20 protein-coding genes and 1 pseudogene are annotated in these 15457 nt (G+C 69.5%); 5 read left to right on the top strand and 16 right to left on the bottom strand.

Features of this window, described 5'->3' with window-relative positions; translation table 11 throughout:
- Positions 1 to 1400 (top strand): oxygen-independent coproporphyrinogen III oxidase (hemN, locus tag VB734_RS05740; RefSeq protein WP_323243103.1); only part of this gene is annotated, 1400 nt, incomplete at its 5' end.
- A 6-nt stretch (positions 1401 to 1406) separates the two neighbouring features.
- Here hemN and VB734_RS05735 read toward each other — a convergent pair.
- The 5 genes from VB734_RS05735 to VB734_RS05715 all read right to left on the bottom strand — a co-directional run bounded on the left by VB734_RS05735 (position 1407) and on the right by VB734_RS05715 (position 4042).
- Positions 1407 to 2126 (bottom strand): SDR family NAD(P)-dependent oxidoreductase, encoded by a 720-nt coding sequence (locus VB734_RS05735; protein WP_323243102.1) that lies wholly within the window; start codon positions 2124 to 2126, stop codon positions 1407 to 1409.
- A gap of 166 nt (positions 2127 to 2292) precedes the next feature.
- On the bottom strand, positions 2293 to 2631 hold the full coding sequence (locus tag VB734_RS05730; RefSeq protein WP_323243101.1) for a P-II family nitrogen regulator: 339 nt from the start codon (positions 2629 to 2631) through the stop codon (positions 2293 to 2295).
- A 14-nt stretch (positions 2632 to 2645) separates the two neighbouring features.
- Positions 2646 to 3053, bottom strand: a complete 408-nt coding sequence (locus VB734_RS05725; protein WP_323243100.1) for a hypothetical protein — start codon at positions 3051 to 3053, stop codon at positions 2646 to 2648.
- Positions 3054 to 3314: a hypothetical protein gene (locus tag VB734_RS05720; protein WP_323243099.1), complete on the bottom strand. Its 261-nt coding sequence runs from the start codon at positions 3312 to 3314 to the stop codon at positions 3054 to 3056.
- Positions 3315 to 3523: 209 nt separating this feature from the next.
- On the bottom strand, positions 3524 to 4042 hold the full coding sequence (locus tag VB734_RS05715) for a phycocyanin subunit beta (protein WP_015108656.1): 519 nt from the start codon (positions 4040 to 4042) through the stop codon (positions 3524 to 3526).
- A 120-nt stretch (positions 4043 to 4162) separates the two neighbouring features.
- Here VB734_RS05715 and VB734_RS05710 point away from each other — a divergent pair, with 120 nt between their 5' ends.
- The 3 genes from VB734_RS05710 to VB734_RS05700 are packed head-to-tail and all read left to right on the top strand — an operon-like array spanning position 4163 to position 6433.
- A complete protein-coding gene (locus VB734_RS05710) occupies positions 4163 to 5443 on the top strand; it encodes a glutathione S-transferase family protein (protein ID WP_416238040.1) in 1281 nt (426 codons plus the stop codon).
- A gap of 26 nt (positions 5444 to 5469) precedes the next feature.
- Complete coding sequence (locus VB734_RS05705; RefSeq protein WP_323243098.1) at positions 5470 to 6096, top strand: DUF2808 domain-containing protein; 627 nt, start codon at positions 5470 to 5472, stop codon at positions 6094 to 6096.
- A 58-nt stretch (positions 6097 to 6154) separates the two neighbouring features.
- Positions 6155 to 6433, top strand: a complete 279-nt coding sequence (locus VB734_RS05700; RefSeq protein WP_323243097.1) for a DUF427 domain-containing protein — start codon at positions 6155 to 6157, stop codon at positions 6431 to 6433.
- A gap of 43 nt (positions 6434 to 6476) precedes the next feature.
- Here VB734_RS05700 and VB734_RS05695 read toward each other — a convergent pair whose 3' ends face one another.
- The 10 genes from VB734_RS05695 to VB734_RS05650 form a co-directional block, all read right to left on the bottom strand.
- Positions 6477 to 6749, bottom strand: a complete 273-nt coding sequence (locus VB734_RS05695; protein ID WP_323243096.1) for a hypothetical protein — start codon at positions 6747 to 6749, stop codon at positions 6477 to 6479.
- Positions 6750 to 6835: 86 nt separating this feature from the next.
- Positions 6836 to 7969: an NAD(P)/FAD-dependent oxidoreductase gene (locus VB734_RS05690; RefSeq protein WP_323243095.1), complete on the bottom strand. Its 1134-nt coding sequence runs from the start codon at positions 7967 to 7969 to the stop codon at positions 6836 to 6838.
- A complete protein-coding gene (locus tag VB734_RS05685) occupies positions 7966 to 8385 on the bottom strand; it encodes a tellurite resistance TerB family protein (protein ID WP_323243094.1) in 420 nt (139 codons plus the stop codon). The genes VB734_RS05690 and VB734_RS05685 overlap by 4 nt, the downstream gene beginning before the upstream one ends.
- A 112-nt stretch (positions 8386 to 8497) precedes the next feature.
- The gene (locus tag VB734_RS05680) at positions 8498 to 8734 is read right to left on the bottom strand and encodes a DUF3136 domain-containing protein (RefSeq protein ID WP_323243093.1); all 237 of its coding nucleotides are present in this window, start codon (positions 8732 to 8734) and stop codon (positions 8498 to 8500) included.
- Between the two features lie 160 nt (positions 8735 to 8894).
- The gene (locus VB734_RS05675; protein WP_323243092.1) at positions 8895 to 11063 is read right to left on the bottom strand and encodes a glutamine synthetase III; all 2169 of its coding nucleotides are present in this window, start codon (positions 11061 to 11063) and stop codon (positions 8895 to 8897) included.
- A 105-nt stretch (positions 11064 to 11168) separates the two neighbouring features.
- Positions 11169 to 11597, bottom strand: coding sequence for a Hepatitis C virus core protein (locus VB734_RS05670; protein ID WP_323243091.1), 429 nt, complete (start codon positions 11595 to 11597; stop codon positions 11169 to 11171).
- Positions 11598 to 11610: 13 nt separating this feature from the next.
- Complete coding sequence (locus VB734_RS05665; protein WP_323243090.1) at positions 11611 to 11976, bottom strand: hypothetical protein; 366 nt, start codon at positions 11974 to 11976, stop codon at positions 11611 to 11613.
- A 69-nt stretch (positions 11977 to 12045) separates the two neighbouring features.
- Positions 12046 to 12738, bottom strand: a complete 693-nt coding sequence (locus VB734_RS05660; RefSeq protein WP_323243089.1) for a pirin family protein — start codon at positions 12736 to 12738, stop codon at positions 12046 to 12048.
- A 13-nt stretch (positions 12739 to 12751) separates the two neighbouring features.
- Entirely contained in the window at positions 12752 to 13270 is a 519-nt protein-coding gene (locus VB734_RS05655) for an NAD(P)H-dependent oxidoreductase (RefSeq protein ID WP_323243088.1), read from the bottom strand.
- 1 nt (position 13271) lies between these two features.
- A complete protein-coding gene (locus VB734_RS05650) occupies positions 13272 to 14339 on the bottom strand; it encodes an alkene reductase (protein WP_323243087.1) in 1068 nt (355 codons plus the stop codon).
- 144 nt (positions 14340 to 14483) lie between these two features.
- Here VB734_RS05650 and VB734_RS05645 point away from each other — a divergent pair, with 144 nt between their 5' ends.
- The gene (locus VB734_RS05645; protein ID WP_323243086.1) at positions 14484 to 14846 is read left to right on the top strand and encodes a helix-turn-helix domain-containing protein; all 363 of its coding nucleotides are present in this window, start codon (positions 14484 to 14486) and stop codon (positions 14844 to 14846) included.
- On the opposite strand, the pseudogene VB734_RS05640 reads toward VB734_RS05645, so the two are convergent.
- Positions 14755 to 15457 (bottom strand): annotated as a pseudogene (locus tag VB734_RS05640) (glycosyl transferase); the annotation flags it as partial. The gene VB734_RS05645 and the pseudogene VB734_RS05640 sit on opposite strands and share 92 nt — an antisense overlap.

Raw genomic sequence — 15457 nt, 5'->3', positions numbered from 1 at the left:
CCTCCAGCCCCCATCCCCATCCCCTTCCCATGACCCCTGCGGCCACCGTTTCCCCACGTCCCACCACCCCGATCGACCTGCTGCTCAAGCACGACCGGCCCGTGCCCCGCTACACGAGCTATCCGACGGCCGCGGCGTTCCACGGGGGCGTCGGCTCGGCCGATCTGGAGGCCCAGCTGGCCCGCCCCACCGACGCGCCGCTGTCGCTTTACGTCCACGTGCCCTTTTGCCGCAACGCCTGCTGGTTCTGCGGCTGCAACCGCATCACCACCGGCGCCGGCTCGAAGGTGGTGGATCCCTACCTGGACGCCCTGGCCGCGGAACTGGAGCTGATCAGCCGCCACTCCGCCCAGCGCCGCCGCCTGGCCCAGCTGCACTGGGGCGGGGGGACTCCCAACTACCTGACGATTCCCGAGCGACGGCGGCTCTGGGGGCTGATCGAGCGCCACTTCGATCTGGCCAGCGATCTGGAGGCCTCGATTGAGGTGAATCCGGAGACCCTCAGCCGGGAGGATGTGATGGAGCTGCGCCGCCTGGGCTTCTCCCGGATCAGCTTCGGCATCCAGGATGCCGACCCCCTGGTGCAGCAGGCGGTGAACCGGGTGGTGCCCGTGGACCAGCTGCGCCGGGCCATGGTCTGGATGCGGGAGGCGGGTTTCGCCAGTGTCAACGTCGATCTGATCTGCGGTCTGCCGCTGCAGACGCCGGAGCGGTTCGACGCCACCCTGGCCCTGGTGCAGGACCTGCGCCCCGACCGGGTGTCCCTGTTCTCCTTCGCCTACCTCCCCGAGCAGCTGCCCCTGCAGCGCAAGATCGCCGCCGAGGATCTGCCCAGCCAGCGCCAGCGGCTGCAGATGCTGGAGCGTGCCGCCGCCCGCCTGGGCGGGTGCGGCTACGACGCCATCGGCATGGATCACTACGCCCTCTCCGGCGACAGCCTGGCCGTGGCGGCCAGAGAGGGGCGCCTGCACCGCAACTTCCAGGGCTACACCACCGGCGGGGAGCTGGAGCTGCTGGGGGTGGGCCCCACGGCGATCAGCCAGTTCCCCGGTCTCTTCAGCCAGAACCAGCGGGATCTCAAGGCCTATGCCGCCAGCATCGCCGCCGGCCAGCTGCCGGTGGAGCGGGGGCTGGTGGTGAGTGATCCGGAGGTGCTGGAGCGGCGGGAGCTGATCCGCCAGGTGATGTGCCATTTCCGGGTGGCGATCGATCCGGAGCGCTACGCCGCCGAGTGGGCCGCCCTTGAGGACCTGGCCGCCGACGGTCTGGTGCGGCTCAGCCAGGCCGATGGCCTGGGCCTGGTGGAGGTGACCGCCTCGGGCCGCTGGCTGATCCGCACCGTCGCGGCCGTGTTCGATCCCTCCCAGCGCCAGACGGCCTCCGGCTCGCGGCTGATCTGAGCGCCTTCAGCAGGGTTCCAGCACGCAGTTGATCTTCAGCTCGAAGGGCACGGCGCTGGCGGGCAGTCGCAGCAGCTGGGCGGTGAGGGCGGCCAGGTCCTCGGGCTGGGTCATGGCGTCGGCGGGCAGGGCCGTCACCTGGGAGGCCATGGCGGTGTTGACCCAGCCTGGGCAGATCGCCGTCACCCGGATGCCGGCGTCCCAGCCCTCGTTGCGCATCGACTGGCACAGGGCCATCAGGGCGAACTTGCTGCAGGGATAGGCCGCCAGGGCCCCCTTCACCCGCTGGCCGCTCATCGACACCAGGGTGATCACCCGGCCGTCGCCGCTGGCCACCAGCGCCGGCCAGGCGGCCCGGGTGAGCCACCAGGGACCCATCAGATTGACGCGCCAGAGGTCCTCGATCTCCCCTTCGCCGCCCGGGTCGAACAGCAGGCCCACCCGGGAGAAGAGGCCGGCGCAGTGGATCACCCCGTCGATGGCGCCGAAGTGGGCGAGGGTCGCCTCCACCCAGGCTGTCGCTTGGCCGGGGTCGCGGGCGTCGTAGGGATGGACGACCAACCGCTCGCTCCGGCAGGCGGCCTCCCGGAGCGGACCGTCCGGGAGAGCGGCGGGATCCCGCAGGCCGAGGCTGAGCCGGTGGCCATCCGCCAGGGCCCGTTCCGCGATCGCCCGGCCGATGCCCCGACTGGCGCCGCTGATCAGCAGGGTGCGGGACTGCTCCATGGCCGGCGCCGGCGGCGGGTCTGGAAATCCTGGCGGATGGTTTGGGCGGCTGGCCAGGACGGGGAAGGCCAGCGGGATGGCTCAGGAGCCGTCAGGAGCCCACAAAAAAGGAGCTGACCGCGTTGGCCAGCTCCGGGTGGGGACGCGCCGGTGTCGGCGTCGCTGCTCAGAGGGTGGATTCGCCGGATTCGCCGGTGCGGATCCGGATCACCGATTCGACCGGGGTGACGAAGAGCTTGCCGTCACCGATTTCACCGGTGTGGGCCGCTTCGGTGATTGCGGCGATCGCCGCGTCCAGCTTGGCGGTGGGGACGACGATCTCGATCCTCGCCTTGGGCAGGAACTCGACGGTGAACTCCGTTCCCCGGTAGCGCTCGACCTGGCCCTTCTGGCGACCGAATCCACGGGAGTCGGTGACCGTCATGCCGATGATGTCAAGGGCAACGAGGGCTGTCTTGATGGCATCCACCTTGGAGGGGCGGACCATGGCCGTGATCATTTTCATGGAAGGTTTGGTCGTCAGTTGGTCATTGGATCGTACGCCTCTTCCCCGTGAGTCACGAAGTCGAGACCGCGCTCTTCCTCTTCAATGCTGATGCGAAGGGGCATCAGGTCACCGAGAATCCAGAGAATGATAGCCGTACCCAGCGCGACAAATCCATAGGTGAGGATAACGGCGTGCTGCTGGGGGATGAAAGGGCCGAAGTGTCCTGATTCCTCAAGGATCTTGGCCGACAAGGGGAAGTAATCCCCGGGCACAAGGGCCCTTGAGGCGAGAATCGCCGTCAGCATCCCAGCCATGGTGCTGCCCACGCCGTGGAGCATGAAGGTGTCGATCGAGAGGTCGATCTGCGTCTGCGACTTGATGCTCACCACCAGGAAGCAGGACGTCGCCGTGAGGACGTGGATCGGAATCGAAGCGTCCATCTAGCCAAAGCCTGCCGACGGGAAGATCCCCACCAACCCGGCGATGGCACCGCTGCAGACGCCGAGGGCAGAGCCGGACCCCGGCACCATCCACAGAACGGCGATGAGCTCGATCAGAACGACGCCCGTGAAGAGGGCCGTGCGGACCGGGCTGACCAGTGCAGCTCCGATGCGGGCCCGCAGCACCTGCAGGAGGGGGGCGATTCCCCTGATCCGATGATCCGGAAGCCCCCATGGAGTGGGGCTGGGGAGGCGATCCAAGCTCGTCAGTGCGGACGGCAAGGCGGCATCCATTGGTGATCCATGCATCGGAGGAGAGGACACCCTGGAACAAGCCGAAATCACCCTCAACGCAAGGGATGGATGACTGTGTAGCGAAACGCACAAACAGCCCATCCGGCGAGCGAACGGTCACAAAAAAGCCGGGGCTGGGCCCCGGCGGGATGGTCGCGGCGGAGGCTGGGCTCGACTCAGGCGACGGCGGCGGCGGCGCGGTCGAAATAGGTGCCCACCTCGGACATCAGGGCGGAGCAGTCACCGGGGGTGATGCCGTTGCGGTCGTTGGCGATGGCGATGGCGGCATCCTTCATCTTGCGGATGCCTTCGGCCACGGAGGCACCGGGCACGCCCAGGGCCAGGTAGGTCTCACGGAGGCCGTTGAGGCAGCGGTCCTCGAGCACGGAGGCGTCGCCGGTGAAGATCGCGTAGGTGATGTAGCGCAGAACGATCTCCATGTCGCGCAGGCAGGCGGCCATGCGGCGGTGGGTGTAGGCGTTACCGCCGGGGGCGATCAGGGCGGGCTGCTGGTCGAACAGGTCGCGGGCGGCGTTGGTGACGATCTTGGAGGCGTTTGAGGTGATGCGGTTGACCGTGTCCATCCGCTTGTTGCTCTCGGCCACCATCGCACCCAGGGCGTCGATCTGGCCGGGGCTGAGGAATTCGCCGCGGGCGTCGGCCTGGGCGACGAGCTTGGTGAAGGCGTCGAACATGGGAACTGCTCTGGAGCGTGGGAGATAGGAACCATAGATTCGCCGGCCCGGGGGGTGCGAGCACTCCGGATGACGCGCCTCTGGCAGCTTGACTAGGGTGATTGGCCCCTTCGCGGCTGCATGGCCAGCTCCGCACGCATGCCTCCCGAGCCGATGGAATGGGGTGCGCTGGCCCTTGCGGCCGCGCCGACGCCGGGCGAGTCATCGTCGGGTCCCACCAGCCCCCAGGCCCTGCTGCGGCTGTTCGGCCGTCCGGAGGCGGAGGTCCGCGTGACCCTGTACCGCGACCACCACGCCTGGTGCCCCTACTGCCAGAAGGTCTGGCTGTGGCTGGAGGAGAAGCAGGTTCCCCACCGGATCTGCAAGGTGACGATGTTCTGCTACGGGCGCAAGGAGCCCTGGTACACCAAGCGGGTGCCCAGCGGCATGCTGCCGGCCCTCGAGCTCGATGGTCGTCTGATCACCGAAAGCGACCAGATCCTCGAAGCGCTCGAGGCAAGCTTCGGCCCCCTGGGGGAGGCGATCCAGTCGTCCCGGGCCTTGCCGCTGCGCCAGCTGGAGCGTCAGCTGTTCCGGGCCTGGTGCCAGTGGCTCTGCGTCCCGTCTCGGGGGGCCGCCGAGGAGGCCCGGGGCCGGGAGGGCTTCGACCGTTGGGCCGCGCAGTTCGCGGCCGCCCTCGAGGCGGAGCCGGGACCGTTCCTGACCGGTGACCTGGGCACGGTGGACCTGATCTTCGTGCCCTACGTCGAGCGCATGAACGCCAGCCTGGCCTACTACAAGGGCTACCTGCTGAGGGAGCGCCACCCCGCCATCGATCGCTGGTTCCGGGCCCTCGAGCAGCGCTCCACCTACCTCGGCACCCAGAGCGACTTCCACACCCACGCCCATGACCTGCCTCCCCAGATGGGCGGCTGCCATGCCAGCGGCAGCGGCGCACAGCAGCATCTGGCTGACCGCATCGATGCCGGCCCCTGGCCGATCGTGTCCCCACCCGGCCCCGATCCCGAAACCAGCCAGAGCGAGCCGGCCGACGCGGCCTCCGTGGCCCTGGCCCGGGTGCTCCGGCACCGGGGACCCCTCCTGGCGCGCAATCCCCTCGGATCCGATGGCTTCGAGCGGCCGTTGCGCTGCGCCCTCACCCGGCTGATCACGGGCCAGGATTGCCCGCCGCCCCCCGGTTCGGCCCCTGGCCTGCGCTACCTGCGCGATCGCATCAGCGTGCCCAGGGACATGCCGCTGCACGCGGCCCGCCTGCTGCGTCGCTCCCTGGAGGCCACCGCCCGCCTCGATCCGGCCGATCCCCTGGCGGCGGGGGAACCGATCCCGGTGCAGCATCGCCGCGACCAGGATCCGTCCCCCTTCCTTGCCGCCGCGGGCCGCCCCATCGGCGCTGGCTCCTAGCGTTGGTATCGATGCGGGTGCAGGCCATGGCAGGCGTTTCGGTTCACGCTCCCCTGGACGTCCGCCGCCTGGGCCTCGGTGAGGGTCTCCGTCAGCGACTCCCTCAGGGCCTCGGCGGGATGGTGCCGCCGCTGGCGGCGCTGACCCTGGCCCTGGCGGCCGCTGCTCCCGCCGCTAGAGCCCTGGAGCTGGGCGGCCGCACCCAGTTCGTGCGGGCTCCGTGGAAGGTGACCCTCACCAGCTACACCACCAACGTGGGCCAGTCGCCGGCGGAGTACTTCTTCACCCTCAGCCTCGACGAGCGGGCGGGGGCCTCCCTCGGCGGCATGACCATCCAGCAGACCCGTGGTGCCGACTGGCAGTTCCCCTTTGCCGTCGAGCGCACCCGTGCCTTTCTCGGTGTGCCCCGCCGCGAGGGGCGCCGCATCCCGGTGGAGGCCGCGTTCGATCCTGCCGCCCGGCGCTTCAGCCTCAGCTTCCCGGAGCCCGTGCCTCCTGGCGCGACGGTCACGGTGTCGCTGCGGCCCTGGTTCAACCCCGTCCAGGCCGACACCTACCTGTTCCAGGTGACGGCGATCCCGGCCGGCCCCGAGCCGGTGGCCAGCCCGGTGGGGGTGGGGACCCTGCGGATCTACCAGCCCAATGAGTGGTGAGCGATCGGCCGCAGGCATTGGGCAGGCGCCAAGATGGAGCACCCTGAGGACGACCACGATGCAGGCCAGCTGGAACGGAAAGGTGATCGCCAGCAGTGACGACATCGTGACGGTGGAAGGCAACGCCTACTTCCCCGCCGATGCCCTTGATCCAGCCTGCATCCAGCCTTCCAGCCACCGCTCCTTCTGCGGCTGGAAGGGAGAGGCGCACTATTACAACCTGATCGTGGATGGCAAGGAGAATGCCAACGCCGTCTGGTACTACCCGGAGCCGAAGGAAGCGGCCAGCAACATCCGCGGTCGGGTGGCGTTCTGGAAGGGGGTGACGGTGGCCTGACGCCGCGGGAGCTGCTCTGAGGCCCCTGGCCCTGCCGGGGTATTCAGCTGCCGGGATAACGGAGGGTGCGCCATTCGCCGCTCAGGGTGCTCACCTCCACGCCGATGCCGACGGGACCCTGGACGGGGCCGAACTCCTCCTGCCACCAGTTGAGCGCCTCACTCCAGGCGGCATCGAGGGAGTCGTAGAGGTCGTCGAGGATGGGATGGGGATCACCCTGCTGATCCACCAGCCGGTAGGTGCGGCACGTCTGGACGTTGCTGCGCGTCTGGGCGGTGCTGCGGGAGCGGGAGGACTGAGGTAAGGAGATCGCCACGTCTTGCCTCGTATACAGGAGTGGCATTCTGGCGCCTGTGCCAGATCCGAACTGTCACCTTCACAACATCTTTCGGTGTTGCTCCGCTACCGGGTCCCGGCGGTCTGTCGGCTCGGCGGGCGCTTCCGGCCCGTGCGATGACTGACCTGGCGGCTGCGTTCCTGATAACGGTGGACGACCGGAAGCCGCTCCTGCTGGTAGGCCTGCAGCGCCAGCTGCGGGGTGGGGGCGGCGCCGGGCGCCAGCCGTGCCGCCAGGGCCACCGCATCCTCCAGCCCCGCCGTCATGCCACGTGCCTGGGAGGAGCTCATGGCGTGGGCGGCGTCGCCGATCAGGGCCACCCGCCCGTCGACGAGGGCGGGCAGGGGATCGATGTCGAACGACCAGTTCGCCACCACCCCCTCCGGGGCCGTGGCGGCGATCACGGCGGCCGCATCGGCGGGAAGCTTGGCCAGGGCGTCGGCGGGCACCCCCTCCTCCAGCAGCCTCTGGCGGGTCTCCCGGTCCTCCGGGAGCTCCTCCTCCTGGAAGAAGCCCCAGTGGGTGCGCCCACGGCCCTCCCCGTCGGGGCCCAGATCGAAGAAATTGGCGTAGATGCCCCGGCCCCGGGCATAGACGAAGAAATCCCCGTCGGTGCAGAAGGCCGCGTCCGTCACCACCCCCCGCCAGACCCTGTCCCCCAGGTACTGCAGGCGCCGCTCGGGACAGAGCAGGGCCGCCACCCGGGAGAAGATCCCATCGGCCCCCACCAGCAGATCGCCCGTCCATTGGCGGCCATCGGCGAAGCGGGCCACAACGCCGTTCTCGTCCTGGCTCCAGCTGACGAGCGCGTGGTCGCCGTGGAAGCCGTCGGCATCGAGATGGCCCCAGAGGGCGTCGAGGATGGCGCGGCGGTGGATCAACAGGGAGGGCAGCGCTCCGGCCTCCCGTTCCGCCGGGCTGGCTTCAATCAGATCGCCCCTGAGGTTGCGGAACACGAACCGCTGCACGGGGTGGCCCCCCGCCAGCAGGTCGTCGAGCAGGCCCGGAACGGCCGCCGCCGCCACCGCCTCCACACCGCTCTTCACCAGCAGGATGCCGCAGCCCTCGGTGCGCAGTCGCCCGGAGCGCTCGAACAGCCAGACACGGTGGCCCTGGCGCTGCAGCATCAGGGCGAGCAGCAGGCCGGAACTGCCGGCCCCCACCACGGCGATGCGGAGGCCGGCGGGGTCGGAACTCATGCGCTCACGGCGGGCTCCAGGATGCTGGCATGGAGGACGTCCATCACCTCGAGGACCTTGGTGGTCTCCTCCGGATCGAGGCGCAGGGTGCTGGCCAGGTCGGCGAGGATCGTCTGCTCCTGGTCCTGCAGGGGACCGTCGGAGCGCATGATCTCGGCCGCCACCGCATAGGCGGTGTGCCGCTGCCGGTCGTCCAGCACCGCGGCCGCCTCCTCCATCAGGCCGATGGCTCCCTTGGCCCGCAGGCCTTGGAGCAGCGTGTCCATCAGGCTGATCATCTCCTTGTCGCTCCTTCCCTTGAAGGGGGCGCGGTAGTCGAGGGCATGGCGAAGGGCCCGTGTGCCCGCCATGGTGAGGGCCCCGTCCCAGGAGACGGCGGCGAGAGCCACCGCGGCGAAGGCCGTAGGTGCGTCCATGGACAAAACGTCGCAAGCATGGGAACACCTGTCATCGTTCGCTCCAGGGGTGCCTGTCAGTGGCCGATGCGACCGAATCCTGGAAAGGTTCGCCGTCGTCGCCCTCCGGCGCTCAGCGCTTTGAGGTCGCCCCACGGGCGGCCCCGCCTTCGCGACACAGCCTCAGATAGAGGGCATCCGGTTCCTGGTAGCGGGCCGGACGGCAGTCGTGCAGACGGGCCAGCTGCAGCCAGCAGACGGTGCGCTGCACGTTCTTGAGACTCTTGCCCTCCCGCACCAGCATCCGCATGGCCCGGCAGTAGGAGCCGTAGTGCTCGTCGAGATCCGGGAGGTCGGCGGGAACGCTCATCCATCGACTCCAGCACCTCCGCTCGGGCAGCGACTGTGACGAAGGGAACCAAGCGTGCAGATCGTGAGGTTCCGCTGGAGGGCCCGGCCCCGGGGGACAAAAAAAGGAGGGCCCGCAAAGGCCCTCCCCGCTGCCGAAGGTGGGAGCGGAACGGGAGCGCTCAGCGGATGAACAGCATCTCCTGGTAGGAGGGCAGGGGCCACAGGTTGTCGTCCACGACGGCCTCGAGACCATCGACCGCCTCCCGCAGCTGGTGCATCAGCGGCATCAGGGTGTCGGCGGAGTAGCGCATGTGGGCGATGGTGCCGTGGGGGGCGTTGCTGATGGCGCTCTCGAGGGCACCGCTCAGTTCCATCAGCTTGGCGCTGAGGGACGCGACCTTGTGCTGGGTCTCCGGGGACACCTGCAGGCCCATGGAGGTCTGCAGCTGCAGGGAGCTGGCCAGCTCACCCAGATAGCGCATGGCGGCCGGGTAGATCTGGGTCTGGGCGATCTGCACCGCCAGCTTGGCCTCCACGTCGATGGCCAGCACGTACTGCTCGGCGTAGACCTCGAAGCGGCTCTCCAGCTCCAGGGGGGTGAGCACACCCTGCTGGGCGAAGAGGTCGCGGACCTCAGGACGCTGCAGCACCGGCAGGGAATCGGCGGTGGTGGGCAGGTTCTCGAGACCCCGCTCCTCCACGGCGATGCGGTGCCATTCGCTGGAGTAGCCGTCGCCGCCGAACACCACGTTGCCGTGGTCGGTCATGATCTGCTTGAGCACGGAGAAGGCGGCTCCGGGCAGGCTTTCGCCGGCGGCCATCTTCTGCTCCAGCTGGTCGCTCACGTAGGCAAGCGAGTCGGCCAGGATCGTGTTCATGGCCACAAGGGGACCTGCCACCGACTGGTTGGAGCCGACGGCCCGGAACTCGAAGCGGTTGCCGGTGAAGGCGAAGGGGGAGGTGCGGTTGCGGTCGCCGGGATCCTTGGGGAATTCCGGCAGGGTGTCGACGCCCAGCTGCATGACGCCGGCATGGGTGGAACCCTTCACGTCTCCCTCCTTGATCTGGCGGAAGACGTCCTCGAGCTGGCTGCCCAGGTAGACGGAGATGATCGCCGGAGGAGCTTCGTTGGCGCCGAGGCGGTGGTCGTTGCCGGCGGTGGCCACCACGGCCCGCATCAGGGGGCCGAACTTGTGCACCCCGCGGATGACGGCGCCGCAGAACAGCAGGAACTGCATGTTCTCGTGGGGGGTGCTGCCGGGATCCAGCAGGTTGCCCTGGGTGGGGTTGCCCACCGACCAGTTGACGTGCTTGCCGGAGCCGTTGATGCCTTCAAAGGGCTTCTCATGGAGCAGGCAGTTCATGCCGTGGCGACGTGCCGTGCTCTTGAGAATGGTCATGATCAGCTGCTGGTGATCCGTGGCCACGTTGGCCGCCTCGAAGAACGGGGTGATCTCGAACTGGCCCGGGGCCACCTCGTTGTGGCGGGTCTTGGCGGGGATGCCCAGCTTGTAGAGCTGGCGCTCCACGTCCTGCATGTACACCTGAACCCGCTGGGGGATGGCGCCGAAGTAGTGGTCATCGAACTGCTGGCCCTTGGCGGAGGGCTTGCCGAACAGGGTGCGACCGGCCAGCAGCAGGTCGGGACGCAGGGGCACATAGGCACTGTCGACCAGGAAGTACTCCTGCTCGGCGCCGCAGCTGGAGTTGACCGGGGCCACTTCGGTTTCCCCGAGCAGCCGCAGCAGGCGCTGGGCCTGCTTGTTCATGGCGGCGTTGGAGCGCAGCAGGGGGGTCTTCTTGTCGAGGGCCTCGCCGGTCCAGGAGATGAAGACGGTGGGGATGCAGAGAGTGAGACCGTTGGGGGTCTCCATCAGGAAGGCCGGGCTGGTGATGTCCCAGGCGGTGTAGCCGCGGGCCTCGAAGGTGGTGCGGATGCCGCCGCTGGGGAACGAGGAGCCGTCAGGTTCGCCCTGCACCAGCACCTTGCCGGTGAACTCGGTGATCACCGAGCCGTCACCCTGAACCGAGATGAAGCCGTCGTGCTTCTCGGCAGTGGCGTTGGTGAGGGGATAGAAGACGTGGGCGTAGTAGAGGGCGCCGCGGCCGGTGGCCCATTCCTTCATCGCCTGCGCCACCACGTTGGCGACCGAGACGTCGAGCTTGCCGTTCTCCTTGAAGGTGCGCTGCACCGACTTGAAGATGTCCTTGGGCAGGGCCGCCTTCATTTTGGCCAGGCTGAACACGTCGCTGGCCCAGAGCTCATCCAGCGACTCGATGGGGGGGGTCACCACCGGAGGGCGCTGGTGAATCTCCTGAATGGCGGCGAAGCGTTGGGGGCTGGGCATGGAAACAGCGTTGGTCGGCTGGGGGGTATCCAATCCTTGTGTCCTGCCCCATGGGTGGTGCTGTTGATACAGAACGGCAGGTTGCCCGCCGGCCTGGAGCCGCCCTCAGCGCAGGTAGGAGCGGATCGCGGGCCGGCACCAGAACACCAGGGCCGCCAGGGTCAGCCCCCAGGCCACCGGGGCGCCCACCGCCAGCAGCAGCCGTTCCTCACCCACCAGCGCCAGGCGCACGATGCCGTAGGCCATCTCGATCGCCAGATCCAGCGACAGCGCCACGATCGCCAGCACCTGGCCCCAGACGCGCCACTTCAGCAGGGCGACGCAGGCCACCACGCCCAGGGCCACCGCCGGCAGCACGGCACTGGTGTAGACGACCACATTGGCCGTCCGCCAGAGGCTGCTGAGCAGGATCGCCGCCAGGCCCAGCGGCAGGGCCAGCAGGTTGGCCGCCAGACCGAGCCAGGCGAGCACGCGATAGCCGCGGGGCGGCTGCAGCTCCGCGAGGGCGGCAGGAGTTGGTGAGAGCGTCTGCATTCGGTCGATTCTCTCAGTTGCGGTCAGGGAGCGCACCGTCCCTGTCGGATCGAAACACCAGGTCAAGGTCGGGCATCACCTCGGCGGCGATCGCCACCAGGGTCTCGAACAGCGCCTTGGTGTGGGGCGCGCCGGCCCCCATGGCCTCCCGGCTCATCAGCACCAGTTCCAGCACGGGTCCATCCACCTTGGCCTGGACGTCCGCGATCAGCTGCAGCCGCAGCGTCTCGTGCTCCCCCCGGACGATGGCGCTGAGATGGGCGGGGGAGCGGTGTTCCACGTCGGCGTGGAACCGCAGCACCAGGGGATCCAGCCGTCCGATGAGCTCCGTCGGCGGCAGGGAGACCCGGGGCCTGAAGAGCAGCAGGAAACGGGCCATGACGTCGCGCTGTTCCCCCCATCCTGGGGCCGTGCCGGGGCGGCGGCCGCCGTGGCCCGCCGGGTCTGCTCAGCGCAGTTCGAACAGCAGCACGTCCGCCCCGTCGGGGCCGGCCTGGAGGCTGTTCGCAGGGGCCGCCGCAAAGCCGAGACCATCACCCCGCTGCAGCGACCGACCGAACGCCGAGCCCTCCCCCTCGATCACCTGCAGCCAGCCGCTGGCGTCAGAGGCGATGGCCAGTTCCAGCCGCTCACCCGCGCCGGCTCTGGCCCGCCAGAGCCGCACCCGACGGTGGATGGCCAGGGCCCCCTGGTGTCCATCCGGATCCAGCAGCGGCGTCCAGCCGGGCTGGAGCCGGAACGGCTCCTGGCGATAGGCGGGCGGGTGGCCCGCCCGATCCGGCTCGATCCAGATCTGCAGCAGCCGGCAGGGGCTTTCGCCCAGGTTCATCTCGCTGTGCACCACGCCGGTGCCGGCACTCATCGCCTGCACCTCCCCGGCCCGGAGCACCTCGCTGTGGCCCATGGAGTCGCGATGGTTGAGCTGGCCGTCCACCATCACCGTGACGATCTCCATGTCCCGGTGGGGATGCATGCCGAAGCCACGGCCGGCGGCGATCGTGTCGTCGTTGATCACGCGCAGCGGACCGAAGCCCATCCAGGCCGGATCGTGATGGTGGGAGAAGGAGAAGCTGTGCCAGCTGTCCAGCCAGTCGAGCTGGCTGTGGAACCGCTCTCCGGCAGGGCGGAAGACAAGGGTCATGGGGGGAGGGGCGTCAGGGTTGGATCAGGTCCATCCGCTGGAGGCGGTGAACGATGTCGTCGATGCTGCTGTCCTTGGCGGGGTTCTGGCGGTTGCAGGAAAGCTGGCGTCCGACCACATGGGCCCCGAGGTGGGCCAGCTGGATGCGCAGCACGGCGAGCACCTTCTCGCCGGGCCCGCCGGAATGGGTGGCGATGGCGATCGGCCGGCCATTGAACAGGGTCCGGAATCCTTCCCCCTGGACCGAGAGCCAGGCGATGGCGCTGGTCAGCACCGGCGGGAGGGAGCCGTTGTACTCGGGGGCGCAGATCACCCAGCGGGGCGCGGCCTCAAGCCGGCGGCTCAGCCCCTCCACCTCGGCGGGAAGGCCGGACGCCGCATGGGTGCGGGGGTTGTAGAGCGGCAGGGACAGGGTGGTGAGGTCGAGCACCTCGGCGGCCATGCCACGGGCGCGGCCGGCGGCGGCGAAACGCTCGGCGAGTTTCAGGTTCTCGCCGTTGCTGGCACTCAGCACCAGAAGATCGGGGGTCATCTCAGGCGGATTCCAGGAAGGGGTAGTCGGTGTAGCCGGCCGGACCGGGTGTGTAGTAGGTGGACGGGTCAGCCACCTGCAGGGGCGCGCCGCGCCGCAGGTGTTCGGGCAGGTCCGGGTTGGCGAGGAACGGCGTGCCGAAGGCCACCGCATCCAGCTGCCCGGCGGTGATCGCGGCGTTGGCTTCCTCGGCCCTGTAGCCCATGTTCCCCACCAGCACCCCGCTGAAGCCGGCCCGGATCGGGGTGAGCACATCGCCGTGCTGCTGGCCGAGGAAGTCCCCCCGCATCACGTGCAGGTAATCCAGGCCCGTGCGCTCCAGCCGCTCCGCCAGCCAGGCGGACAGCCCGATGGGGTCGCTGTCGACCATGGCGTTGTCGCCGTTCAGCGGTGAGATCCGCAGGCCCACCAGGGGCGATTCGGCCCGGGCGGCCTCCAGCACCTCCAGCAGCAGCCGGGCCCGGTTGGCCACCGGTCCGCCGTAGGGCCCCTGGCGCCGGTTGCTGCCGTCCCGCAGGAAGGCGTCGAGCAGGTAGCCGTTGGCGCCATGCACTTCGACCCCGTCGAAGCCGGCGTCGATGGCGTTGCGGGTGGCCTGCCGGAACCCCGCCACGATTCCCGGCAGTTCGTCGTCGGCCAGTTCCCGGGGGACCACGTAGGGCTGTTTCCCCTCGGGGGTGTGCACCTCGTCGCCGGTGATGGCGATCGGGCTCGGCGCCACCGGCTGGCGCCCCCCGTTGAGCAGGGGGTGACAGGCCCGCCCACCGTGCCAGATCTGCAGCACGATGCGCCCACCGGCGGCATGGACCGCGTCGGTGGTGAGCCGCCAGCCCGCCACCTGGGCCGCCGAATGGATGCCGGGCTCGTGCCAGAAGGCCGAGTTGCCCTCCATCACCATCGTGGCTTCGGCGATCAGCAGGCCGGCGCTGGCCCGCTGCTGGTAGTAGGTGGCCATCAGCGGCCCCGGAACGTGGTCCGGCTCGGCCCGGCATCGGGTGAGGGGAGCCATCAGCACCCGGTTGGGCAGCTCAATCGGGCCCACGGTCAGGGGGGTGAACAGGTCGCTCATGGGGTGGTGACCGACCGGCTGGAGCGGGGATGCCCCGGGCCGTAAGGGATTGTTAGGGTCATGGCGCGACTCTGGCGGACGCGCACCCTGACTGACAAGAACGCACCGGGTTGTGCCTGGGGCACCCGCCGGTAACCCAGACCCGTGACCGCCTCCTTTCCCGATCCCGATCACGAGCCCTCAGGCGGCTCCGAGCTCTGTCCGGCGGAGCTGGCCCTGAGGGTGGTGCGCGGCCGCTGGAAGCTGCTGATCCTCTGCCGTCTCAGCGAGGGCCCCCAGCGGTTCTCTGCCCTGCAGCGGTCCCTGGCGGGGGTGAGTCACAAGGTGCTGACGGCCCAGCTGCGGGAGCTGGAGGCCGATGCCGTCGTCTGCCGCCGTGTCTTCGGCGAGGTGCCGCCGCGGGTGGAATACGACCTCAGCGAACGGGGTCGGGCGCTCCTGCCCGTTCTGGAAGGTCTGCACGCCTGGGGAGCGGCAGCCCCGCCAGCGGTGGAAGCTGGGGAATGAGGCTGCGGCGGAACCAGCTTTCCGGTTCCACCCGCTGCAGCGTGCGCAGCAGCACCAGGGGCAGGGTGCGGAGCTCCAAGGGGGCCCGCAGGGTGGGCCACAGCCCCTCGCGCCGGTAAAGGATGGTGTCCAGCTGGTGCCGCTGGGACGGGGTGAGCGGTCCCCAGACCCCACCGATGGCACGGCCCTCCCGAGCCATCACCACGAACGTCAGCTCCTGACCCGGCACCAGACCCTCCAGGCTGAGGCTGTCGGCCGCCTGCAGCAACGGAGCATCCTCTGCCCTCTCCAGGCCGAGCTCGGCGCCCGAGGCGCTGACGGCCCGCAGGCGCCCGTGCACCGTCCCGTCGCCGTGCTGCAGCCGCACCGGCACCGACAGGGCGAACCAGGGAACCCCATCCCGATGGGGCCGGTCCCAGCAGCTGCGGATCGCCAGAAGCAGCAGCAGACCGTTGAGCAGGCTCCAGCCCAGCACCACCCCGACCGTGGCGGCCGAGGCCGGCAGCAGCCCCACCTGGCCGGCCAGCAGCGGCAGCCGACCCAGCGCCAGGTTCCAGAGGGCCACCAGCTGCAGGGCCAGCAGCGCCAGCAGCGGCAGCAGCAGGCCCAGG

It is taken from the genome of Synechococcus sp. BA-124 BA4, assembly GCF_034931165.1.
The sequence above is the reverse complement of the archived record's forward strand: the minus strand, read 5'-3'. Positions and strand labels throughout refer to the sequence as shown.